This window comes from Kineothrix sp. IPX-CK (assembly GCF_039134705.1).
In the GTDB taxonomy this organism is placed as follows: domain Bacteria; phylum Bacillota; class Clostridia; order Lachnospirales; family Lachnospiraceae; genus Kineothrix; species Kineothrix sedimenti.
In genome coordinates this window covers 2,787,920-2,811,847 of record NZ_CP146256.1, presented here as the reverse complement: position 1 = coordinate 2,811,847, position 23,928 = coordinate 2,787,920, and the positions used below count along the sequence as shown (strand labels likewise).

21 protein-coding genes and 1 other annotated feature are annotated in these 23,928 nt (G+C 45.4%); of the genes, 19 read left to right on the top strand and 2 right to left on the bottom strand.

The features are described from left to right. Nucleotides 1-51 precede the first annotated feature (51 nt). The 8 genes from V6984_RS13565 to gltA all read left to right on the top strand — a co-directional run bounded on the left by V6984_RS13565 (nt 52) and on the right by gltA (nt 11,837). Nucleotides 52-1,680, top strand: coding sequence for a glycosyltransferase family 39 protein (locus tag V6984_RS13565; protein WP_342756155.1), 1,629 nt, complete (start codon nt 52-54; stop codon nt 1,678-1,680). Between the two features lie 209 nt (nt 1,681-1,889). Then, complete coding sequence (locus tag V6984_RS13560) at nt 1,890-2,657, top strand: ClpP family protease (RefSeq protein WP_342756154.1); 768 nt, start codon at nt 1,890-1,892, stop codon at nt 2,655-2,657. Nucleotides 2,658-2,730: 73 nt separating this feature from the next. Continuing rightward, complete coding sequence (locus tag V6984_RS13555; RefSeq protein WP_342756153.1) at nt 2,731-5,355, top strand: DNA translocase FtsK; 2,625 nt, start codon at nt 2,731-2,733, stop codon at nt 5,353-5,355. Between the two features lie 35 nt (nt 5,356-5,390). Further along, nucleotides 5,391-7,061: a formate--tetrahydrofolate ligase gene (locus tag V6984_RS13550; RefSeq protein WP_342756152.1), complete on the top strand. Its 1,671-nt coding sequence runs from the start codon at nt 5,391-5,393 to the stop codon at nt 7,059-7,061. Nucleotides 7,062-7,104: 43 nt separating this feature from the next. Then, nucleotides 7,105-7,953 (top strand): bifunctional methylenetetrahydrofolate dehydrogenase/methenyltetrahydrofolate cyclohydrolase FolD, encoded by an 849-nt coding sequence (gene folD / locus V6984_RS13545; protein WP_342756151.1) that lies wholly within the window; start codon nt 7,105-7,107, stop codon nt 7,951-7,953. A 14-nt stretch (nt 7,954-7,967) separates the two neighbouring features. Further along, nucleotides 7,968-9,431: a chitobiase/beta-hexosaminidase C-terminal domain-containing protein gene (locus V6984_RS13540; protein ID WP_342756150.1), complete on the top strand. Its 1,464-nt coding sequence runs from the start codon at nt 7,968-7,970 to the stop codon at nt 9,429-9,431. Nucleotides 9,432-9,512: 81 nt separating this feature from the next. Further along, on the top strand, nt 9,513-10,400 hold the full coding sequence (locus V6984_RS13535) for a sulfide/dihydroorotate dehydrogenase-like FAD/NAD-binding protein (protein ID WP_342756149.1): 888 nt from the start codon (nt 9,513-9,515) through the stop codon (nt 10,398-10,400). A 48-nt stretch (nt 10,401-10,448) separates the two neighbouring features. Further along, nucleotides 10,449-11,837: an NADPH-dependent glutamate synthase gene (gene gltA, locus V6984_RS13530; RefSeq protein WP_425324261.1), complete on the top strand. Its 1,389-nt coding sequence runs from the start codon at nt 10,449-10,451 to the stop codon at nt 11,835-11,837. A gap of 129 nt (nt 11,838-11,966) precedes the next feature. Here gltA and V6984_RS13525 read toward each other — a convergent pair whose 3' ends face one another. Both V6984_RS13525 and V6984_RS22350 read right to left on the bottom strand, forming a co-directional pair. Next, nucleotides 11,967-13,103 (bottom strand): sodium ion-translocating decarboxylase subunit beta, encoded by a 1,137-nt coding sequence (locus tag V6984_RS13525; protein WP_425324210.1) that lies wholly within the window; start codon nt 13,101-13,103, stop codon nt 11,967-11,969. A gap of 55 nt (nt 13,104-13,158) precedes the next feature. Further along, nucleotides 13,159-13,272, bottom strand: coding sequence for an OadG family protein (locus V6984_RS22350; RefSeq protein ID WP_425324260.1), 114 nt, complete (start codon nt 13,270-13,272; stop codon nt 13,159-13,161). A gap of 89 nt (nt 13,273-13,361) precedes the next feature. After that, nucleotides 13,362-13,414: a sequence feature (sodium ion sensor (DUF1646 type); this cis-regulatory element may regulate processes involved in with the transportation of sodium ions), on the bottom strand. A 307-nt stretch (nt 13,415-13,721) separates the two neighbouring features. Between V6984_RS22350 and V6984_RS13520 the strand changes: the two genes are divergently transcribed. Genes V6984_RS13520 through V6984_RS13470 form a run of 11 tightly spaced genes read left to right on the top strand, consistent with a single transcriptional unit; the run spans nt 13,722 to nt 23,858 of the window. Next, nucleotides 13,722-13,997, top strand: coding sequence for a Dabb family protein (locus tag V6984_RS13520; protein WP_342756147.1), 276 nt, complete (start codon nt 13,722-13,724; stop codon nt 13,995-13,997). 12 nt (nt 13,998-14,009) lie between these two features. Further along, nucleotides 14,010-15,077 carry a hypothetical protein gene (locus tag V6984_RS13515; protein WP_342756146.1) on the top strand — a complete coding sequence of 356 codons (1,068 nt, stop codon included), beginning with the start codon at nt 14,010-14,012 and terminating at the stop codon, nt 15,075-15,077. A gap of 36 nt (nt 15,078-15,113) precedes the next feature. Beyond that, a complete protein-coding gene (locus V6984_RS13510) occupies nt 15,114-15,947 on the top strand; it encodes a hypothetical protein (RefSeq protein ID WP_342756145.1) in 834 nt (277 codons plus the stop codon). 14 nt (nt 15,948-15,961) lie between these two features. Further along, entirely contained in the window at nt 15,962-16,441 is a 480-nt protein-coding gene (rlmH, locus tag V6984_RS13505; RefSeq protein ID WP_342756144.1) for a 23S rRNA (pseudouridine(1915)-N(3))-methyltransferase RlmH, read from the top strand. 45 nt (nt 16,442-16,486) lie between these two features. After that, complete coding sequence (locus V6984_RS13500) at nt 16,487-17,791, top strand: pyrimidine-nucleoside phosphorylase (protein WP_342756143.1); 1,305 nt, start codon at nt 16,487-16,489, stop codon at nt 17,789-17,791. A 56-nt stretch (nt 17,792-17,847) separates the two neighbouring features. Continuing rightward, on the top strand, nt 17,848-18,120 hold the full coding sequence (locus V6984_RS13495; RefSeq protein WP_035315448.1) for a YabP/YqfC family sporulation protein: 273 nt from the start codon (nt 17,848-17,850) through the stop codon (nt 18,118-18,120). A gap of 52 nt (nt 18,121-18,172) precedes the next feature. Beyond that, on the top strand, nt 18,173-19,435 hold the full coding sequence (locus V6984_RS13490) for a sporulation protein YqfD (RefSeq protein ID WP_342756142.1): 1,263 nt from the start codon (nt 18,173-18,175) through the stop codon (nt 19,433-19,435). A 25-nt stretch (nt 19,436-19,460) separates the two neighbouring features. After that, on the top strand, nt 19,461-20,492 hold the full coding sequence (locus V6984_RS13485; protein WP_342756141.1) for a PhoH family protein: 1,032 nt from the start codon (nt 19,461-19,463) through the stop codon (nt 20,490-20,492). Continuing rightward, entirely contained in the window at nt 20,479-21,666 is a 1,188-nt protein-coding gene (locus V6984_RS13480) for a hypothetical protein (RefSeq protein ID WP_342756140.1), read from the top strand. Before V6984_RS13485 ends, V6984_RS13480 begins: the two co-directional genes overlap by 14 nt. Further along, the gene (gene ybeY, locus V6984_RS13475) at nt 21,650-22,150 is read left to right on the top strand and encodes an rRNA maturation RNase YbeY (protein WP_342756139.1); all 501 of its coding nucleotides are present in this window, start codon (nt 21,650-21,652) and stop codon (nt 22,148-22,150) included. Before V6984_RS13480 ends, ybeY begins: the two co-directional genes overlap by 17 nt. 43 nt (nt 22,151-22,193) lie before the next feature. After that, the gene (locus V6984_RS13470; RefSeq protein WP_342756138.1) at nt 22,194-23,858 is read left to right on the top strand and encodes an oligosaccharide flippase family protein; all 1,665 of its coding nucleotides are present in this window, start codon (nt 22,194-22,196) and stop codon (nt 23,856-23,858) included. Nucleotides 23,859-23,928 lie beyond the last annotated feature (70 nt).

Below are 23,928 nucleotides of genomic sequence, written 5' to 3'. Positions count from 1 at the left end.
CTTTTTAGCGGAAAGTATAAAATGGTATAAACCGTAAGGAAACGAAAGAACATGAAGATGAAGAAAACATGGTTTAGTTATCTGCTATGGTTGCTTTATATGGCGATAACAGGTGTTTTGCTCGCGACCTGCATAATTACTATAAGCATATATACGTGGGGGATGAGCAATTATTTGGCGGCAGGGTGTGTGTGCCTGCTTTTTGCCGGCGTGGTCGGACTGTGGTTTGCCGGATCAAAGATAGTGGCATATGCGGCCGAAAGGATACCGAAGGATAAGCATTTTGCAAATATGTGGGAATGTTTTCTTGCTATGTGTATATTTGCCGGTGCTGTTTTATATCGTATTTATTATCTGCTGCATGCCGGCGGGACTGTGGAGCGGAATATGTTTTATGAGATGGCGCAGGTGACGGACGGCGGAGGAATCCCCAATATCACTCACGGCGCTTCCTATGTATATACGACGCTTTTGTCCGCTGTATTTTCTTTTATGGGAAATAAGGCGGAGGCAGGAGTGTGGTTACAGCTCGTTTTGCAGCTGCTTTCGATGTTTCTTCTTTATTTTGGGATACGATTGTTGTCGGGCAGGGTAACGGCTCTTTGTGCGGTAGCGTTCATGGCGGTTTCTCCGGCGTTCATGGAGAATATGTTCAGCCTTACCCCTCAAGGTTTATATCTCCTTTTATATGCGGCAGGGCTTTGGCTGACGGGGTTATATATGCGCGGACTGGTAAAGGGCGGCTACACAAAGAAGAGGAGTTATTTCGCTTTTTTGCTGTTAGGAATTTACATAGGAATAATATCCTATCTAGATATTTTGGGAATTACTCTTTTCTTTTTTGCAGGCATGGGCTTCGTGGTGATAAAAGAAACAAGAAGGACTTCGAAGGAAAGAAAAAATATTAGAGTAGGAATACAATTTGCCGTAATCCTTGCATCGGCATTGTTTGCGGCAGCGGGGCTTACCTGGCTGGATGGGATATATTCGGGGCAGAGCTTTATGGATATTGCATCGGCATGGGGTTTACAGTATGGAAATAACATCCGTCCCCGCTATTTAATTCCGGCACCGGATGCTCAGCCGGTGGTCGGCACGGTCATTTGTTTTATTGCGGCGCTTGGTGCAGTAGGATTTTTGATGCGCAAACGTCAACGGCTGGACGCATGGGTACTGTTTCTCGCTGCGCTTACTGCTATAAGCTTTTCCGGAATCGGACGGATGGATTACGGAATTTTTGCAGTCGTTATATGGGGGACATTAGCGGGACTGGGACTTTGCTCTATGGGAGTAGAAGCGGAAGAAAAAGCGGCGGCTTCTCCGGCAGGAAAGATGCAGATTAACGACATAGAGGTTGAAGATATACAGATAGATGATGCGCCGGAAAGTGATACACAAGTACAAGCGGCACAGGCGAAAGATTTACAGAAAAGTGATGTGCAAGCAGAAGCCGTACTGGAAGAAACTGTGCGGGAAAATGACATACTTTTAGGACCTGAAGATGCAAATAAGGAAGTTGTAAGCAGAGAAGAAGTTAAGAAAGAAATAAAATTTATAGAAAATCCGATGCCCCTTCCGAAAAAGCATGTAAAGAAGGATATGGATTATGCCGTAGAGGTTTCACCCGAACAGATGGATTACGATATTTCCGCTAAGGAAAATGATGATTTTGATATTTGATTAATAGTTTTACTGATTTCCAGACCGCTTTTCGTCCCTGGCATATGCCGGATCGAAAGCGGTCTTATTTATTTAATAGGAAAGAACTCCTATTTTGTGCTATCGAAGAGCCTGGCCGCAAGAGTTATGTGAAGAACACTTTTGTTCTATGTATAAAAAAATGAATTCCATGCAAACTAAGGACAGAAATTGTAAAACTGGAGGCAACCATGGGAAATCAAAAGTCAAAGGATATCGAAAAGGAAGAAAAAGATGTGGACAAAAAGGCGGAGAGTGAAAAGCACCGCGATGAAAGGATCGAAAGGAGCGGTCAGCTCACGCTGGATAAAAATGATAAGAAGCATAAGATCCATCTGATTACTATTATTGGAGAAATAGAAGGACATGACAATCTGAACGGCACCTCCAAAACGACCAAATATGAGCACATTTTACCTGAACTGGCAGCAATTGAGGATAGCAACGAAATCGACGGAGTATTAGTTCTGCTCAATACGATGGGAGGAGATGTTGAGGCGGGCTTGGCTATAGCGGAGATGATAGCCTCTTTGAGCAAACCTAGCGTATCTCTGGTCTTGGGAGGAAGTCATTCCATCGGCGTACCGATTTCGGTGAGCACCAATTATTCTTATATAGTTCCCACAGGAACGATGGTCATTCATCCTGTGAGGATGAACGGGATGGTCATCGGCGTGCCTCAAACCTTCGATTATTTCAAACAGATTCAAAACCGGATAACCGGATTCGTATGCAGCCATTGCAGAATCAGCAAATCTAGGTTCGAGGAGCTGATGATGGAGACCGGAGTGCTGACAAAGGATGTAGGGACAATTCTCGTCGGACAGGAAGCGGTGAACGAAGGAATTATCAACGAGGTGGGCGGAGTAAAGGAGGCTATGGAGCATTTGCACAGCATCATTGATAAAGAAAAAAGCAAAAACGCCGATAAGGCCGAGAATAAAAAAAGAAATGTATGAGGATGACAACTTTCATTTTAGATGCTATACTATATAAGTTCAGTAAATTACGCAGGCTTAGGGGGCATATAGTATGGCATCCGGACAAGGAAATAGAAAGGGAAACGCTAAGAAAAGCTATTCCCGCAATACGTCTTCGCGAAAACGAAAGGCGACGAATTCAAAATCCTCCAGACAAAGTGAACCTATGGACAGCGCGATTAAAAATGAAGTAATACTGATAGGTGTGTTTGCGCTGGCAGTCTTTTTATTTTTGTGTAATTTCGGTGTCGTCGGCGTATTCGGAGACTCTATCAGCAGCATGCTGTTCGGTCTCTTCGGGTTGACGGCTTACATAGCGCCGGTGGTGCTGTTCTTAACCGTTGCCTTCGGCATTTCCAATCGGGGAAATAGGATTGCGACGAGAAAATTAGTGGCGGCGGTACTTCTTTTTCTCTTAATCGGTATGTCCTGCGATTTATTCGCAGGAGCATGGACACAGGATTCGCTTTATAACGTAAAGGAAATATATGAAAGATGCAGTGAAAGCAAGAACGGCGGAGGAGTAATAGCGGGAACACTTACCTTTCTTAGCTATCATTTTTTGTCCATGGTGGGCACAGCGCTTATGCTCATTGTGTTGGCAGTAATCTGTCTGGTCATACTTACGGAGAAATCTCTGGTGGGCAGTATGCGAAGCGGCGGGCAGAGAGTATATGAGAGGACGAAGGAAGACGCTTATGTAAGAAAAGCGCGGGTCCAGGAAAGACGGGCCAGGCAGGAAGAGCTGCGAAGGATGAAGGAAGAAGAACGCAGACTTCGTGCGCAGGAGAGCGAGGACGAGAAGATTCTGCGTATGGATAAAAAGGTTACCGGTGTTATGCTGGATACGGCGCTTGCCTCCAAGGAAGAGGAGCTGGAAAAGGAAGGCGCTCTCAGCGACGATATTCATGAAATTACATGGACGGATTTCGATACTAACGATATAAAAGAGGTGGATGTGACCGTGAAGAATTCCGGTGAAAACGTTCACGCCATCGATTTCGACAAAATACATATTACTTCGGCACAGCAAATGGATATGTTCGAGGAAGAGGATGAGGAAGAAATGCCTCCGGAGCCGGTACGGGTTTCGTCTGGTGTGACAGACCCGCTTCGAGCTACGGATTCAGTGAAAAAAGACGACATATCTCAGAATATGGAGAGCATTATAAAGGCGCAGGAAAAGGGCGGCGTGAAAAAGTATGTCTTTCCCCCGCTTAAGCTTCTGCAAAAAGGGGCCTCCAAAGGGACTGCTGATTCCGCCGTCCAATTGAAGGAGACGGCGATGCATTTGCAGCAGACTTTGGCTACCTTCGGCGTAAAGGTTACTATTACCGACATCAGTCAGGGGCCGGCGGTAACCAGATATGAAATGCAGCCCGAGCAGGGCGTAAAGGTAAGCAGAATCGTAGGGCTTTCGGACGACATAAAGCTTAATCTGGCAGCCACGGACATCCGAATCGAGGCACCGATTCCCGGAAAAGCGGCGGTGGGCATAGAAGTGCCTAACAAAGAAAACTCGGCGGTAGCGCTCAGAGATTTATTGGAATCGAAGGAGTTCAAGGAATTCCCCTCTAAGCTGGCATTTGCGGTGGGTAAGGATATCGGCGGCAAGACGGTGGTTGCGGATATCGCGAGGATGCCTCATATGCTTATCGCGGGAGCGACCGGTTCCGGTAAGTCAGTCTGCATCAATACACTTATCATGAGCATTTTATATAAGGCTCATCCCGATGAGGTCAAGCTCATTATGGTGGACCCCAAGGTTGTAGAGCTTAGCGTGTATAACGGGATTCCCCATCTGCTCATTCCGGTGGTGACTGATCCGAAGAAAGCGGCGGCGGCGCTTCACTGGGGTGTTGCGGAGATGACTGAAAGATATAAGCAGTTTGCGGATTACAACGTACGTGATTTAAAGGGCTTTAACAGAGCCGCAGAAGAAAGAAGGGCAAGGGGAGAGGCGGATGCACCTGCTCCAATGCCTCAAATTGTGATTATTGTAGACGAGCTTGCGGATCTTATGATGGTGGCGCCCGGTGAAGTGGAGGAATCTATCTGCCGATTGGCACAGCTTGCGAGGGCGGCGGGTATTCATCTGATCATAGCGACGCAGCGGCCTTCGGTAGACGTTATTACCGGTCTGATTAAAGCGAATATGCCAAGCCGTGTGGCATTTGCTGTATCCAGCGGCGTGGATTCCCGTACTATTTTGGATATGAACGGCGCGGAGAAGCTGTTAGGAAAGGGGGATATGCTCTTTTATCCTCAGGGGTATCCCAAGCCGGCGAGAATACAAGGCGCCTTTGTCTCGGACAAAGAGGTGTCGGATGTGGTGGATTACTTGAAAAATCAGGCGATTGGCAATATTTACAGCGAAGATGTGGAAGAGAAGATACAAAATATGGGTTCGGCAAGCCAGGGTTCTGCCGGCGCAGGAGAAGACGGCACGAGCAGCAGAGATCAATATTTTGTAGAGGCAGGAAGATTTATTATCGACAAGGACAAGGCTTCTATCGGAATGTTGCAAAGAGTTTTTAAAATCGGCTTTAACCGGGCGGCACGCATTATGGATCAACTGTGCGATGCGGGTGTTGTAGGCGAAGAGGAAGGCACCAAGCCGAGGAAAGTGTTGATGAGCATGGAAGAGTTCGAACAGCTTATCGAAGAAGAGATATAGGCGTATGGCTCATAAGGAAAGGATAGGTCATCGGGATGAAAACTGATATTCAAATAGCGCAGGAGGCCGTTATGAAGCCTATCGCAGAGGTGGCGGCAGGATTACATATCGATGCGGAGGAATTGGAACTATACGGAAAATATAAAGCGAAGATTTCCGACGAATACTTGGAAAAGATAAAGGGCAATCCGGACGGAAAGCTCATACTGGTAACAGCAATTAATCCCACGCCTGCGGGGGAAGGAAAGACTACTACCAGCGTAGGATTAGGTCAGGCCTTTGGAAAGCTGGGTGAAAAGGCGATTATCGCCCTTAGAGAGCCGTCTCTAGGCCCCTGCTTCGGAGTAAAAGGCGGCGCCGCAGGCGGCGGTTATGCGCAGGTAGTTCCCATGGAGGATTTAAATCTTCATTTTACGGGAGATTTTCATGCCATAACTTCTGCGAATAATCTTTTGGCGGCGATGCTGGACAACCATATCCAGCAGGGGAATGAACTTGGCATCGACACGAGACAGGTGGTCTGGAAGAGATGTCTGGATATGAACGACAGAGTACTTAGAAATATAGTAGTGGGCCTTGGAAGCAAGGCGGACGGAACGGTGAGAGAGGATCATTTTGTTATTACGGTGGCTTCGGAAATCATGGCGGTGCTCTGCCTTGCGTCCGATATGGAGGATTTAAAGGCGCGGCTTGGAAGAATGGTGGTTGCTTATAACTTTTCGGGTGAGCCGGTGACGGCGGAGGCTTTGCAAGCCACGGGAGCGATGGCAGCTTTGCTTAAGGATGCCCTAAAGCCTAATCTCATTCAGACGTTGGAACATACACCGGCGCTCATTCACGGAGGACCTTTTGCCAATATCGCTCACGGCTGCAATTCTGTAAGAGCTACGAGAGCGGCGCTCAAGATGGCGGATTATGTTATTACGGAAGCGGGGTTCGGAGCGGATTTAGGAGCCGAGAAGTTCTTTGACATTAAATGTAGAATGGCGGGATTAAAGCCGGATGCGGTCGTGCTGGTTGCGACGGTCCGTGCGCTTAAATACAATGGCGGTGTTGCCAAGGCAGATCTGAACGGAGAAAATCTGGCCGCTTTAGAAAAAGGTGTCATCAATTTGGAAAAGCATATAGAGAATCTGCAAAAATACGGAGTGCCTGTAGTGGTGACCCTGAATTCCTTCATTACGGATACTCAGGCGGAGATTTCTTATGTGAAGAGATTTTGTGAAGAGAGGGACTGCGAATTCGCCATTTCCGAAGTATGGGAAAAGGGCGGTGAGGGCGGTGTCGCTCTTGCGAAAAAGGTAATCGAAACCCTGCGCACGAAGGAAAGTAATTTTAAAGTACTGTATGAGGACGAGCTGCCCCTTGAAGGGAAAATCGAAGCAGTGGCAAGGGAGATATACGGTGCGAAGGATGTGAGTTATTCTCCTGCTGCGGTAAAGCAGTTAGAAAAGCTGGGACAGTTGGGTTTCGGAAAGTTTCCGGTATGTATGGCTAAGACCCAGTATTCCTTATCGGACGATCCGGTTCTTCTTGGAAGGCCGGAGGGCTTCACGCTGAATGTGCGTGAGGTCTATGTATCGGCGGGAGCCGGATTCGTGGTAGTACTTACCGGAGCGGTAATGACGATGCCGGGACTGCCGTGTTCACCTGCGGCCTGCCGCATCGATGTGACGAAGGATGGAATGATTACGGGATTGTTCTAAATTAGAAGCTTGGAATTTGGAGAGAAGAAAGGCAAAGATGCATATGACACAGATAATTGATGGAAAATCGATTTCAGCACAGATAAAAGATGAATTAAAAACAAAAGTGGCAGCGATGAAGGCGGGAGGAAAGCAGGTGACTCTGGCAGTCATTCAGGTGGGAAACGATCCCGCTTCCAGTGTCTATGTAGGAAATAAGAAAAAAGCCTGCGAATACATAGGAATTAAATCCCTGGCCTACGAACTGCCGGAGGAAACCTCGGAGAAGGAGTTGCTTTCTCTTATAGACGAGCTTAACAAAAAAGCGGATGTAAACGGCATTCTCGTACAGCTGCCGCTGCCGGAGCATATCGATGAGGATAAGGTGATTTCTGCCATTAGCCCTAAAAAGGATGTAGATGGCTTTCATCCTCAGAGCGTTGGCGCTTTATGTATCGGACAGCCCGGCTTTGTGTCGTGTACGCCGGCGGGAATTATTCAGCTTCTTAAGCGTTCGGGAATTGAAATAGCAGGAAAGGAATGTGTGATAATCGGAAGGAGCAATATTGTGGGAAAGCCCATGGCGATTTTAATGCTTCGCGAAAATGCCACAGTAACGGTAACACATTCCAGGACAAAAGATTTGAAAGAGGTAGCCAAGCGTGCCGATATTTTGATCGTAGCGATTGGAAAGCCGAAGATGATAACAAAGGAATATGTAAAAGAAGGAGCCGTGGTCATCGACGTAGGCATCCACCGCGATGAAAACAATAAATTGTGTGGGGATGTGGACTATGAAGATGTAGCGGCAGTTTGCAGCTGGGTTACGCCTGTTCCGGGAGGAGTGGGACCTATGACGATCGCGATGCTGATGAATAACTGCGTGGAGTCTGCGGAACTAGAGGCGAAGTAGAAAGGTATTTGCTTATGAAATGTCCAAAATGCGGATATGAGCTGGCAGAAGGTTATTTATATTGCGATAATTGCGGGGAAGAAATCAGAATCGTACCAGATTTCGAGCCCGAAATCGAACAAGAAATAAATGAGACTTTATCCACGCTTTTTGTCGAACTGGCAAAAGAAGAAATGCCCGAAATACCAATGGATGAAGATAAGATAAAGGAAAGCAAAAAGGAAGAGCCTTTAGGCGAACTGCAAAATAAGCCGGGACGCGGACGGAAGATAGGTATGTTACTGACAGCGGTCATTGCCAGCCTGATATTGTGTGTGACAGGATATTCCATGTACTGTAGCTATTCGGTTCCTTATCAGTTGGCAAAGGCAAAGGAATATGCGGAGCAGGGGAAATATACGCAGGCAATCGGATATCTGGAGAAGGTACACGATTTGGAAGCGGATAATGCTGATGTCATGTTTCTGATGGCAGATTATTATTATATTCAGGAAAAATATGATTTTGCGGTATATACGCTGCAGCAGATCATAGAAGAAGCGGATTTATACAAGGAAGTAGATTTGGAAGACGCTTACGACAAAATCATATCCATATACAAAACGCAGGAGAATTATCAGGCAATTAACGAATTGCTGCTTTCCTGTCCCGATGAAAATATCGTCAATACGTTTCAAAGGTATATTGCTAAGCCGCCGGAATTCAGCTATGTAGAAGGAAATTACGAGGAGGTCATCCCTCTTAAGCTGAGTGCAAACACTTCCGGGAAGATTTATTATACCCTGGACGGCGAAGAACCGGATGCGGATAGTGACGTATATACGGCCCCGATTTTTCTGGAGACCGGGGATTATACAGTAAAGGCCTATTTTGTCAATGATTACGGAATTAAGAGCGATGTGGTGAGCAACACCTACCGGATTGATCTGGTAGAACCTGCGGCACCGGAGGTTTCGGTTTACAGCGGAGACTATTATGAGCCTAATATGATCGAGGTGAGTGCGGCGGAGGACTGCCGCATCTATTATACTACGGACAGCACGGATCCTACCGAGGACAGTCTGTTGTATACATCGGCGATTCCGATGCCCCTTGGCAAATCTGTGTATAAGTTCATTGCTCTAAGCCCCGAGGGCGTGGCAAGTGATGTCATCATGCGTACATATAAGCTGACGTTGAATACGGAAATATCCACGGATATTGCTATTATGAATGTAGTGCATGCTTTGATGCGTGCGGACGTGCTTTTGGATGAACAGGGAAGTCTGCGCGGAATGAGCGGACATAACGCTTACAAGTTCGGCGCGGTATCGAGAATTGACGGTGGAGATTATTATGTTGTTTATGAGTATTACGAAGATGCTCCGGGGATGCAGACGAAGACTGACAGAATCTATGGAGTGAATATTCAGGACGGAAGTGTTTTCCGTATTACCTATGATGACGCTGGGAAAATTATACTAATACCTTTGGAATAAAAGCATTGCACTTTGTGAGTTTTTCCAGTATCATTATTAAGATAGCTTTCATACAGTAAAGTGCTATACAGGAGGGATAAGATGTACAAGATTTTAGAAGCAAGAGAGCTGACTACCAATATTTATCTCATGGAAGTTGAGGCGAGACGTGTTGCGAAAAGATGTCAGCCGGGACAATTTGTTATTGTCAGAATGGATGCAGAAGGGGAAAGAATACCGCTTACAATTTGCGATTACAACAGAGAAAGAGGGTCGGTCACCATTGTTTTCCAGACTGTGGGAGCAGGCACTAAGAAAATGGGAGAATTGAAAGCAGGAGACAGTCTTCATGATTTTGTGGGACCGTTAGGATGTCCTTCCGAGCTCGTAGATGAGCCGGTTGAGGAACTGAAGGAAAAGAGTATATTGTTCGTTGCCGGAGGCGTGGGAACGGCACCGGTTTATCCTCAGGTGAAATGGCTGCAGAAACGTGGAGTGAATGCGGATGTCATAGTGGGTGCGAAGACGAAAGATATTATTATTTTGGAAAAAGAGATGGAAGCGGTTGCCGGAAATCTCTATATAACGACGGATGACGGGTCTTACGGAAGAAGCGGCATGGTTACGCAGACGATCAAAGATCTGGTAGAGGAAGGAAAGCATTACGACGTATGTATTGCGATCGGACCGATGATTATGATGAAGTTCGTATGCAAGATGACGGAGGAATTAGGCATTCCTACGGTTGTGAGCTTGAACCCTATTATGGTGGACGGTACCGGAATGTGCGGCGCATGCCGTGTGACAGTAGGCGGAGAAGTGAAGTTCGCCTGCGTGGACGGACCGGAATTCGACGGACACAAGGTAGACTTCGATCAGGCGATGAAGCGTCAGCAGCTATATCAGACGATTGAGGGCAGAGCTCTGCTGAAGGAGCAGGAGGGCGCCACTCATCATGGCGGATGCGGTAACTGCACCGACAACAATTAGCAGCAGGTACGTAAGTAGGATTGCGAATAGAGAAATGGAACGGAGGATATTATGGACGTATTGAAGAAGGTTCCTGTACGCGAACAGGATGCAAAGGTGCGCGCGACCAACTTTGAGGAAGTGTGCTTTGGATATAATGAAGAAGAAGCGAGAGAAGAAGCGCTAAGATGTATTAACTGCAAGAATGCGAGATGTATCGTAGGATGTCCCGTATCGATTAATATTCCCGCTTTTATAGAGAAAGTTAAGGATGGGGATGTGGAGGCAGCATACCACATCATCAATGAGTCGTCTTCCCTTCCGGCGGTATGCGGTCGCGTATGCCCGCAGGAGAGTCAGTGTGAAGGCGTATGTATCAGAGGAATCAAGGGTGAGCCCGTATCTATTGGCAAATTGGAGCGTTTTGTTGCGGACTGGGCTTGTGAAAAAGGAGTGAAACCGGAAGCTGCTAAGGAGAAGAACGGTAAAAAGGTAGCGGTCATCGGTTCCGGCCCGGCAGGACTTACCTGCGCAGGAGATTTGGCGAAGTTAGGGTATGATGTCACCATCTTCGAGGCGCTGCACGAGCCGGGCGGCGTGCTCGTATACGGCATTCCTGAATTCCGTCTGCCTAAGGAAAAGGTTGTGGCGAAGGAAATCGAGAACGTAAAATCTCTCGGCGTAAAAATAGAGACCAACGTGGTGGTAGGAAAAGCTGTTACCATTGATGAGCTTATGGATGAAGAGGGATTTGACGCAGTATTTATCGGTTCCGGCGCGGGGCTTCCCAAGTTCATGGGAATTCCGGGCGAGCAAGCCAACGGCGTATTCTCCGCCAATGAATATCTGACGAGAAGCAATTTGATGAAAGCGTTTCAGGAGGACTCTACTACACCGATTATGAAGGGGAATAAGGTGGCAGTAGTAGGCGGCGGAAACGTAGCCATGGACGCAGCCAGAACGGCACTCAGACTGGGTGCCGAGGTACATGTAGTATACAGAAGAAGCGAGGAGGAGCTTCCTGCCAGAGTGGAGGAAGTGCATCACGCGAAGGAGGAAGGAATCATTTTCGACCTTCTGACCAATCCCGTAGAAATTCTTACCAATGAAAAGGGTTGGGTAAACGGTATCAAATGTGTAAAGATGGAGTTGGGTGAGCCCGATGAGTCCGGCAGAAGAAGGCCGGTGGTGAAACCTGATTCCGAATTTATCATTGAGGTTGACACGGTAATCATGTCTCTTGGAACTTCTCCCAATCCGCTTATTTCCTCCACTACAGAAGGTTTGGAGACAAATAAGTGGAAATGTATTGTTGCGGATGAGAATTCCGGCAAGACTACAAAGGAAGGCGTGTACGCAGGCGGTGATGCCGTAACAGGGGCAGCAACCGTTATTCTGGCGATGGGAGCGGGTAAGGCAGCAGCCAAAGGAATCGATGAATATTTAAGAAATAAATAGTTGTGTGTAAGATTGATTAGGCAAAATAAAGCATGAAAGATCCCCGGACCGTGAAAATCGTTGTCCGGGGATTTTTATATAAATCATTTACTTTTATTCAATATATCTGGCTGGTTTAATATTCAAGAATCAGCCGAACAGAGAAAGTAAAATACCAGCAGCCACTGCCGACCCAATTACACCGGAAACATTTGGACCAATGGCGTGCATTAGAAGGAAATTGCTGGGATTGGCTTTTTGGCCTTCCAGCTGAGAAATTCGTGCGGCCATTGGAACTGCTGAAACACCTGCCGATCCAATTAAAGGATTGATTTTTCCCTTTGTCAGAAAGCACATAAGTTTGCCGATTAAGAGTCCGCCTATCGTACTGAAAGCAAAGGCAACCAGACCAAGTGCGATAATTCCCAAGGTTCCAGGTTTTAAAAATTCACTGCCTGTGGCAGTTGCGCCTACGGTAAGACCGAGAAAAATGGTTACTATATTGATCAATGCATTCTGAGCCGTATCGGAAAGCCTATCTACTACACCGGATTCTTTGAAAAGATTTCCAAGCATGAGCATGCCGATTAGCGGGGCAACAGAGGGTAACAACAGAATGCAAAGAACTGATACTAAAATGGGAAAACATACTTTTTCCAGCTTGGATACTTTTCTAAGCTGATCCATCTTGATAACACGTTCTTTTTCTGTGGTAAGAAGTCTCATAAGAGGGGGTTGGATTATAGGGATCAGTGCCATGTAAGAATAGGCGGCAACCGCAATGGGGGCCAAGAGATGAGGCGCTAATCTCGTCGTAAGATAAATTGCTGTAGGGCCGTCCGCGCCTCCGATAATGCCGATAGATGCCGCTTCTGCGGGAGTAAATCCTAAAAGACCTGCGACTACGAAAGCAATCGCAATGCCAAACTGCGCACCTGCTCCGATAAGCATACTGCTCGGTCTTGCAATCAACGGCCCGAAATCCGTCATTGCTCCTATCCCGAGAAAAATTAGGGAAGGATATATTCCCATTTTAACTCCCTGATATAAGTAATAAAGAAGTCCCGCAGTTTCCCCGGTGACAGAGCCATCACTCATAAGGCCGGTCAAAGGCAGATTGGCTAACAGCATACCAAATGCGATTGGGAGCAGCAGAAGCGGCTCAAACTTTTTAGCAATGGCAAGATAAATCAGTATGAATGATACAAGAATCATAATAATCGACTGCCAGGTGAGTGACATAAAACCTGAATCGTTCCATAAATTAATAAGTGAATCTACAAACATAATTTCCTCCTAAATTGATATCCGTATTGGTGTTATATGTAAGGTGAAGCAGGATTCACCTTTCAGGAACATTTACATTATGTGTGGGATTTTGGATTTTTCCGATTATATGGGAAAACAGCGATATCAATCCCCATAATATAAAAAGTACAGAAAATACGAGCACCATGCAGAATAATGCAGTCAATACACTTTGAATAAAAGACATAAATTCACCTCCTTGATATTATAAAGTAAAAAAGGTGGGGAGCTTTGAAAAGCTCTCCACCCAACAAGCTTGATATCTTGAACAGTCTGTTTAACTGCCAACCGGATTCTAATCTATATATTTTTTCGACCAAGTTGATGTTAACATAAGGGGTAGAAGCTGTCAACTATTTTATCTATATTTTGTACATCGGATTATCTATATTATGTACCGGCTAAAATGTTTTCTGTAAAGCATATATTATTCATAATAGATAAAGCCTTATATAATTCTTAATAAACTATTAAAAAAATTATTGCTTACCATTCATTATTACTGTGGTATAATTGCATAGTAGTGTTAGGAAATAAAAACCAAAAGTAAACGGAGGCTGAGACGACAAAATGGTACATCATATTGTATTTTGGAATTTGAATGAAGAATTATCCGAGAAGGAAAAAAAGGAGGCAGCAAAAGCTGTTAAGAAGCAGTTAGAGGGTGTAAAATCCGAGGTGTCGGGAGTACTTTCCCTGGAAGTAGTGATCGATGAACTGCCTTCGAGCAATAGGGATATAGCGTTGATTTCTGCTTTTGAATCGGTGGAGGCCTTGAATGCTTATCAGAAACATCCGGCACATGTTAAAGCGGCTTCGTATGTGGGAAGCGTTACATACAATAGGTCATGTTTTGATTATGAAGAGAGATAAGAGAGGTTAAATGTGAAGGATAGCAGCAATAAAGTGAAGTTAATAACGATAGGAATTGCAGTGGTGCTCATCGTTATCATCTGCGGCATCAGCTTTATCGTACACGAAATCGACAGACGGGAAATGCTGGACACGAACAGTAAGCTTCAGACGGATATTATGGAATATGCCAATAGTACGCAGGGTAAAGATGCGCAGAATATTGATGATTCCGAGATAAAGGAGCAGGAAGAGGAGAGCGAAACGGAAGGCGAAGAAGCAACTGGGGAGCCGGCTGTGGTGATAGAGGAAGATGAGGACATCCCGGAGGAAAGCATTATTGATGAGGAGCAGGCCGCTGGAAGAGACAATGGGAAGACAACCGCGAAATGGCAGAAGGAGGCTTCTGAGAATTTATCCACAGTAGAAATCGATATGTCCAGACAGATGTCTGAAATGAGGGGATATTGGGAAGACGGAAATATGGAGGCGGTGGAGGATCTGGCATATCTGCCCAGATATAGAGCCGCGTCACAGAAGCTTTCCGGCTCCGTTAAGTATTATTATTTCGGAGATACGGATGAAAATAACCGACCAAGCGGTAAAGGACTTGCAATATATGCTGATAATCAGTATTATTATGGTGAGTGGAAAAATGGCGTCAGAAGCGGAGACGGAATGTGGATCAAGTATTATGTGTACGATCAGAACGTAAAAGCGAAGGATAGTTTGTATTTGCAGCATAGCTATTCTGGAAGCTGGAGCAATGACCTGCCGAATGGAGAAGGTGCTGAGCACTATGATTTCATTGTGGAAAACATGGAGGCGAACGTAGGCTACAACCGAAATTTTATAGGCAATTTTAAGGATGGTCTTTATGACGGGGAGATTTATATTACCAATTACTATAAAGACAATAACATCAAAGAGTGGAGCGGTACGGCGAAGAACGGCGTATGGCAGTCCTTGGGCGAGAAAGATAAGAAAGGACAGTATCCGGTAATCGTTGAATTGACAGATAAAGACAACTATCAATGGGTAACCGAAAAAGAGAACGTAAATCAAGGGGTAAACGGATTGATATCCGCGGCGAAACAATAATTTGCCGGACAAAAAAAGAGTGCGGGAGGGGTAACAATGCCTTGGTGTCCGAAATGTAAAAACGAATATAGAGAAGGCGTAACGGTATGCGCCGATTGCGGGGTAGAGCTTAAAGACACGTTAGAAGGAAGTGTGGACGAGCCTCTTACCTTTGGAGAGAAGGAGCAGATGGAGAGGCTGAAAGAATTTCTGCATTTTAACCAGATAAAGTCGGCATATACATCCTTCGATTTGAAAGATGAGGTGTACGAGCTGTTCGTAAGCGGTGAGGAACGGCGTAAAGCGGCGCTTGCAGTCGATGTGTTTTTTAAAGAGGAAAAGGAAAAAGAGAAAGCGGAAGGGGGAGAGCCCGCCGCAGACGGCGATGTGGTGCCGCTTTCCTTAACCGGTCGGGGGAAAGGGGTTTACCAAAATAGTGCCAAGAAGGCGGAGGAGAATCGTTCTTCTGCGTATTTGCTGTTGATTCTGGGAAGCGTTGGGCTGATCGCGATTATCCTGATTTTTGCAGGAATTATTCCGGTATCCATCAATATCATGAACCGGTATATGATCTGCGGTGTGATGGGTGTTCTATTCGTGTTGTTCGTGGTGATGGGAGTCGTATCCATGAAGTCCTCGAAGATACTGGCGCAAAAGGCGGAATCGGAAAACAATCTGACCAGCGAAATCACGAAATGGTGTTCGGAGAACCTGACTGCAGAAAGCGTGGATGCAGGACTTTTTGAGGACGTGGAAGAAGAAAGTGAGGAAAGCCGGTATTTCAAACGGGTGGATAAGATGAAGAAGCAGATCTCCTATCAGTTTATGAATTTGGACGAAGGCTTTTTGGATTCCTTTACCGACGATTATTATCAGAATATTTTCGAATAGGATTCCGAGGATCTATGAAAATAACGATTATAGCAGTAGGAAAAGTAAAAGAGAAATATTATCGGGACGCAGTTTATGAATATGCGAAGCGGCTTAACAAGTACTGCCGTTTTGAAGTGATAGAGGTGGACGACGAGAAAACGCCTGACAAAGCGAGCGAAGCCGTGGAGGAGCAGATCAGGGAGAAGGAATCCGAACGCATTATGAAATATATAAAGGATGATGCATATGTCATTACTTTGGAGATTCGCGGGAACAAATTGGATTCGGTGGCTTTTGCCGATAAGCTGAATAAGCTCGCTGTTTATGGGAGAAGCCATATACAGTTTGTCATAGGCGGCTCGCTCGGACTATATAAGAAAGTATCTGACCGTGCGGATGAGAAACTCAGCTTTTCGGATATGACATTTCCGCATCAGCTCATGCGCGTGATATTGGCGGAGCAGATATATAGGGCTTACCGCATTATAAGCGGGGAACCCTATCATAAATAAAAAGCTATGATACGCTTGGTACGAAAAAGGAGAAGCCGGAAAGCTATGAGAATGTATGATTTGATCATGAAGAAAAGAAACGGGGGCAAGCTGGCCAAAGAGGAAATCGAATATATGGTAGGCGGTTTTACCGATGGGCAGATTCCTGATTACCAAATGTCCGCGATGATGATGGCGATTTACTTTGTAGGTATGGATAAGGAAGAGACCCTGCACCTTACGATGGCAATGGCTAACAGCGGCGATATGCTGGATTTATCCCTAATTGAAGGAATCAAGGTGGATAAGCACAGTACGGGAGGGGTGGGAGACAAGACCTCTCTTGCTTTGACGCCCATGGTTGCGGCTTGCGGCATCAAAGTGGCCAAAATGAGCGGACGGGGTTTAGGACATACCGGAGGGACCATTGACAAGCTGGAGAGTTTTGAAGGATTTTCAACGGGGATTTCGGAGCGTCAGTTTATTGATAATGTGAACAAAATAGGCATCGCTATTATGGGGCAGACTGCAGATCTGGCTCCTGCGGATAAGAAGCTGTATGGCCTTCGGGATGTGACGGCTACGGTGGATAACATGTCCTTGATTGCCAGTTCCATTATGAGCAAGAAGCTGGCATCGGGTGCGGATGCGATCGTGTTGGATGTAAAAACGGGAAGCGGCGCATTTATGAAGGAGGAGAAGGATGCCTTTTCTTTGGCGAAGGAGATGGTGGAGCTCGGCAAAAATGCGGGCAGAAAAGCGGTAGCGGTTGTGTCCGATATGGACCAGCCGCTTGGATATGCGGTGGGAAACTCTCTGGAGGTGAAGGAGGCAATCGATACTCTGAAAGGAAATGGTCCTGCGGATTTCCTGGAGCTATGTCTGACGCTTGGTTCTTATATGGTCGAGCTTGGCGGTCTCGCGGCGGATGAAAAGGATGCAAGGAAGATGCTCGAGCAGACCATCGCAGACGGTTCGGCGCTGAAGAAGCTTGCACAGTTCATAGAGGCACAGGGCGGAGACCCGAAAGCGGTATACGAATCCGATTTACTTCCCAAGGCAGATTTCGTAGAGGAAATTGCTTCTCCCAGAGAAGGATATATTAAAAAAATCGTATGCGATGAAATCGGCATCTGCTCGCTCATTTTAGGAGGGGGCAGAGAGACGAAGGAAAGCGACATCGATTTGGCGGTAGGGCTTGTACTTAAGAAAAAGGCAGGGGATTATGTGAAAGCGGGAGAATCTCTTGCAGTTATTCATGGAAATGACAGGGAGAAGATGGAGGCGGCGAAGGTGCGTTTCATAAACGCCTATTCCTTCTCTGAGAAGCCGGTAGAGAAGCAACCGTTCATTAAAGGTATTATTAGATAAAATGAAACATATATTATTCCATGATGAGAAACCATAAGCAAAGCGGAAAGCAAAAATTGGAAAGAAAAAAAGAAGTCATTGTGGAGTCTCTCAAGCTACCGAAGGATTCTGTGCTTGGAGCTTCCATAGTAACGATAACGGGAAATACGGATGCCTTTGTGGAAAACTACAGAGGCATCTTGGAGTATTCCGAGGAATTGATCCTGTTGCAGGGCAAGACCTGTCAGATCAGCATTATAGGCAAGAGAATGTCCATCGATTATTATACCAATGAAGATATGAAGATAAGCGGATATATCGAATGTATCCGTTACCATAATTCCTACTGACGATGAAACGGCACCGGCGGCAATATAAAAGAATGAGGGAGTTATCGCGTATATGCTTCAGCTGATACAATATTTAAAAGGATATGTCTGTATTAAGGTATGGGGATATTCCCCGGAACGGTTTATGAATTTGTGCAGTAATCACGATATATTTCTATGGAATATCGTAAACCATGGAGATTATTACACGATGTGCATTACCATAAGCGGATTTCGTATGCTGAAATCCATCGTAAAAAAGACAGGAACAAGGGTAGCCATACAAAAGCGTTGTGGACTACCTTTTTTTGTGCCGAAAATGAAGAAAAGAAAGATATTCCTGTTCGGGCTTTTGGGAAGTATCGTCTTTTGGATATGGATGTCCACCTTCATATGGGCAGTAGACCTAAATGGGAATCATACCATTACTGACGACATATTCTTTGACTTTCTGGAAACGAATAATATATACGTTGGCATGAAGCGTAAAAATGTAGACATAGAAGAGCTGGAGAAGAAAATCAGGCAGGACTTTGAAATCGTCACGTGGACCTCTGCTAAAATCGAGGGAACGCGGCTGGAAATTCAGATAAAAGAAAACGAGGTAGATACGAAAGAGAACGATGAGGAGGATGACAACCCGTTCGGTTCGGATCTGGTGGCGGAGAACGATGGTGTCATTGTCAGCATGGTGACGAGAAAGGGTATCCCCAAGGTGGCGGTGCAGACAGAAATTAAAAAAGGAGATGTTCTTGTCTCGGGCAGCGTGCCGGTATATAACGAGGACGCTACTGTTAAGAAATACCAGTATTATAAAGCAGATGCAGATATTTTTATTCAAAGAACGCTGCAGGAAAAGGAAGAGCTGCCCCTCACATATGAACAGAAAAATTATACGGGGGAAATTAAAAAGGAATATTTTATGTCCGTACTTACGAAGGATATCGTTTTTCGAATAGGAAAGGTGAAATATGTAAAATATGATAAGGTGACGGATAAAAAGCAGGTAAAACTACTGGAAAACTTTTATCTGCCCCTCTATTATGGAAGCAGTATAAATAGAGAATACGTATTGGAAAATAATATTTATGAAAAAGAAGAGATAAAAAGTATTTTTTCTGAGAAATTAGAGAAATTTATCGGAAGTTTAGAGGAAAAAGGGGTTCAAATAATCGAAAAAAATGTTACAATAAGTAAGAAAAACAAAAAATGGCAGATGGATATGAATTTTCAAATTGTAGAGAAGACGGGAAAGAGCGTTCCTATCGTGCCTGAAGCGACCCAGCCGGAGGGTGAAACGCCTGAGGACGAGACGACAAACGAGGTTTTGGATTAGATAGGAAGAGGCAGAGGATTTGTGCATGGAACATTATGAGAGCCGGATGGAATTACCGGTGGAGCATATGCGTAATATATTCGGGAATTATGATAATTATATTAAGAAGATAGAAAATGATTTTCATGTAACGATTATAGACAGAGATGGAGCGGTCAAGGTATCCGGCGGCGAGAAAGACGTAAGAAAAGCGGAAAGTATCGTAAAGCAGCTGATTGAATTATCGAAGAGAGGAAATATAATCCAGGAACAGAATGTGGATTATGCAATAACGATGGGAATGGAAGATAAAGAAGATGTACTGATAGAAATGGATAACGACTGCATATGCCATACGGTGAGCGGAAAGCCCATCAAGCCGAAGACTCTTGGGCAGAAGCAATATGTGGATGCTATCCGCAATAACATGATTGTATTCGGCCTTGGCCCCGCTGGAACGGGCAAGACTTATCTGGCTATGGCAATGGCTATTACAGCCTTTAAGAACGAAGAGGTTAGCCGCATCATATTAACCCGTCCGGCCATAGAGGCGGGGGAGAAGCTGGGCTTTCTTCCTGGAGATTTGCAGAGCAAGGTGGATCCTTATTTAAGGCCTCTGTACGACGCATTGTATCAGATTATGGGAGCGGAAAGCTTTGCGAAGAATATGGAAAAGGGGCTGATAGAGGTAGCACCTCTCGCCTACATGAGGGGACGGACACTGGATAACGCCTATATCATTTTGGACGAAGCGCAGAACACTACACCGGCTCAGATGAAGATGTTTCTGACGAGAATCGGCTTTGGTTCCAAGGTAATCATAACGGGTGACGCTTCTCAGAAGGACTTAGCACCGGGGGATAAATCAGGGCTCGATGTGGCGGTAAGGGTGCTTTCCAAAATAAATGACATCGCCTTCTGCAATCTGACCAGCAGAGACGTGGTAAGGCATCCGCTTGTACAGAAAATCGTAAAGGCGTATGAGGACTTCGAAAAGGTAGCGGAACGTGGTAAGGCAAAAGACAGCGGTATGCGTGAAAAGCGGGGAAATAGGAACAGCGGGTATGGAAGAAAATAAAAAGACAAAAGGGTTTGTCCTCATATTTTTTCTGGTGGGAATTGTAACGGCGGGGGCCGGATATTTTTATGGTAAAGAATATTTAGAGGTGGCCCGCAACGTGATCTTATCACTGCTGGGGATGGGAACCATTTTATATTTACTGGAATACGAAGGGCAGACTAAGGGACTTGACTATGATAATGCAGAGCATAAGGAACGCTTTTTTCTGATGTTTTTCATATCGTTGCTTTGTGCGGTGGTATTTCCTCTTATTCCTGCGGCAGGCTGGCCTTATCTGGCGATTTTTATCGTGCTTTCCTTATTCAGCGATTCTCTTGTGGGACTCGTGGCGGGAGCGCTGCTTTTAATGATTACGCTCATGCATGGAAATGGAACGGGAATTGCCGACTTTTTTATATATTTTATCACAGGAGCGGCAGGAATCATTCTTTTCAGACAGTTGGACGAGACTTATAAAGTAGGGGCGAGGGTGTTTTTGTCTCTGCTTACCTTGTTCGTAGCGCTGAGTGCAGGTTATGTCCTTTTGGTAAATGAGGTTTTTTCTCCGCAGTTGTTTTTGATACCGGTCATAAATTTTTTCATGAACCTTCTTCTCATCATGGTGATTTTGAAATATTTCAGCTTTGCCGTAATACATAAATACAGAGAGCGGTATATGGATTTGAACGATCAGGAGTGCCCTTTACTCTCTTCTTTGAAGGAGGAGAACATAGAAGAGTATTTTCATGCGGTACATACGGCATATTTGTGCGATCAGGCAGCAAAGCGGCTGGGGTTAGATGAAGTTCTTTTGAAGGCGGGAGGATATTACCATCGCATCGGAGTACTGAAAGGGGAAAACACGTGGGAAAATATAGAAGAAATCTGCAAAGAATATAAGTTCCCTCCGAAGCTTGCGATGCTGCTTAGAGAATATAATCATAAAGAGGAAGTACTGGTATCTAAGGAAGCTGTGGTACTGAAGCTTTCGGATACGGTAATTTCTGTAGTGGGGAGCATGTTTAAGAAGGATGCGAATGTTATTCTCAATTATCCGCTTTTGATGGATGCCATATTCCGAAAGAAGATAGAAAGCAGTGTGCTGGACGGAAGTGAAATTACCATGCAGGAAATGAACCGGATAAAAAAGGTATTTTTGGAGGAAAAATTATATTATGACTTCTTACGTTGAAAATGAAACGGATGTGATCTTTACTTTTCCGGTGGAAGAGACGGTGAATCGAGTAATGGAGGCGGTATTAGACAGTGAGGGCTGTCCCTATGAAGCCTCCGTAAGTGTTCTTCTTACCGATGATGAAGGGATTCGCATGTTCAATAAGGAATATAGGAATATGGACAAGGCCACGGACGTACTTTCTTTTCCGAACGTGTCTTATGAGGAACCGTCTATGTTCGACGGACTGGAGGATGAGGAGGCGGACTGCTTCGACCCCGACAGCGGCGAACTGGTCTTGGGGGATATTATCATCTCAGTGGACAAGGTAAGGTCACAGGCCGAAAGCTATGGGCACAGTGAGTTTCGGGAATTTGCTTTTTTAGTAGTACACAGTATGTTCCATCTGTGCGGCTACGACCATATGGAGGAAGAAGAGGCTGCCGTTATGGAGAAAAAGCAGAAGACAATAATGGATATTCTTAATATTACGAGAGACTAGAAAACAGGATTTATGAAAGAAAAAAGATAGAGGAACGGCAGACATGAAACATTTACCTAAACGTAAAAGCGGCGAGATGAAAAGCAAAGAGCGGAAAAAAAAGCGGGAGTGGATAACAACGATAGGGCTGGTCGCCTACTTAATTGGATTGCTCATGCGTATACCGCTTGGCCGCATAATAGGAGATAAGGGAATCGGTTTTTTTGCGGCCGGAATGGAAGTATTTATTATAAGCACTATAATATTGTCGTACGGTTTGTCGAAAACGGTAACTATTTCAATTAAGTACAGGATCAAGAGAGAAATGTATAGAAGCGCCGGAAGGGTGTTTCGAAGCGCTTTGTTTTTAGCGGTCATATCCGGAGCGGTGGCGGCTTGCGGAATCTTCTTTTTCTCCACAGGGATCGCGCAGGTGGTCGTACTTGAGGACATGAGCTACTTGGCGATTGCAGCGGCAGCTCCCGCGGTATTCCTGGCGGCGGTTATGGGCGTATTGAAGGGATATTTTCAGGGAATGGGCACAATGATGCCTACCGTACATTCCAAGCTGCTTGAGAAGGTAATTATGTGCGCATCCAGCCTGATTCTGGGAGCTGTATTGTATACTTATGGGCTTAAGGTAGCCGCCTTGCTTAAAAATGGAGAATATGCGTCGGCCTATGGGGCGTTCGGAGCTTCTTTGGGAATCGGGATAGCCTGCTTGTTCGGTACGCTGCATTTGCTCTTTATCTATGCAGTTTATTCGGGCAGTTTCAAACAGCAGATAGGAAAAGATGGAGGAAAGTATGCGGAATCGAGAGCGGAGATATTGATCATGCTCATTACCACCTCACTGCCTTATACCATATGCGCATTGCTTTATAGTATGAATTATCTGGTGGACCAAAGGCTGTTTAATTATGCGATGAACATAAAGGGACAAGGATCTCTTAGGGTTCTTCACTGGGGAATATACTACGGAAAATATAGTGTAGTGATAGGCGGTGCGGCGATATTGTGTACGCTTTCGGTGATAGGAGCAGTTCCGAGAATTGCACAGCTTTTTGACAGGCAGGATTATCGGGCAGTACAAGAGGAAATGGGAAGAAATATTCATCAGTTGGCCGTGATATCCATTCCTTGTGCCGTTCTTATAGCGGTGCTGGCGGAACCGATTGCAGAACTCCTTTTTATAGAAGAGATTAAGACGGCGGTCAAGCTGATTCAGGCAGGAACCGCAGTGGTTGTTCTGTTTTCCTTCACTTATTTTCTTGCCGGGATATTACAGCGTATACGAAAGATCCAGATCGTCATCCTGGGAGGGCTTGCCGCATTTATTTTGCATTTAATAGTGACGGTGCTGCTGCTTGGAAACACCGGGCTCGGTATAACGGCAGTGGTATGCGGCAATATTGTTTTTTACTTAACGGCATGCGGCGTGTGTTTCTTCGGCGTGACAAGATATATGAAATATTCTCAGGAATGGCTTCGTACTTTTGCGATAACGTTGATTGCAGCAGGAGTATCGGGACTTATCGGAATGCTGCTCAACAAAGCGCTGCTATCCCTTGCGGGAGCAGCAGCTACGTTGATAATTGGTGTGGTAGCATGCTTTATTGTCTATAATGTCCTGCTCATTGTGTTAAGAGGTGTGCGCAAAGAGGAGCTTAACGAAATGCCCGGAGGAAAGCTGATAGTATCCATAGCGGCAAGGGTGCGTTTGATGTGATGAATTGAATGGAATAAAGGAATAAGATTGAAGAATTTGGCTGATACTGTTTACAAAGGAGAAATGCGAA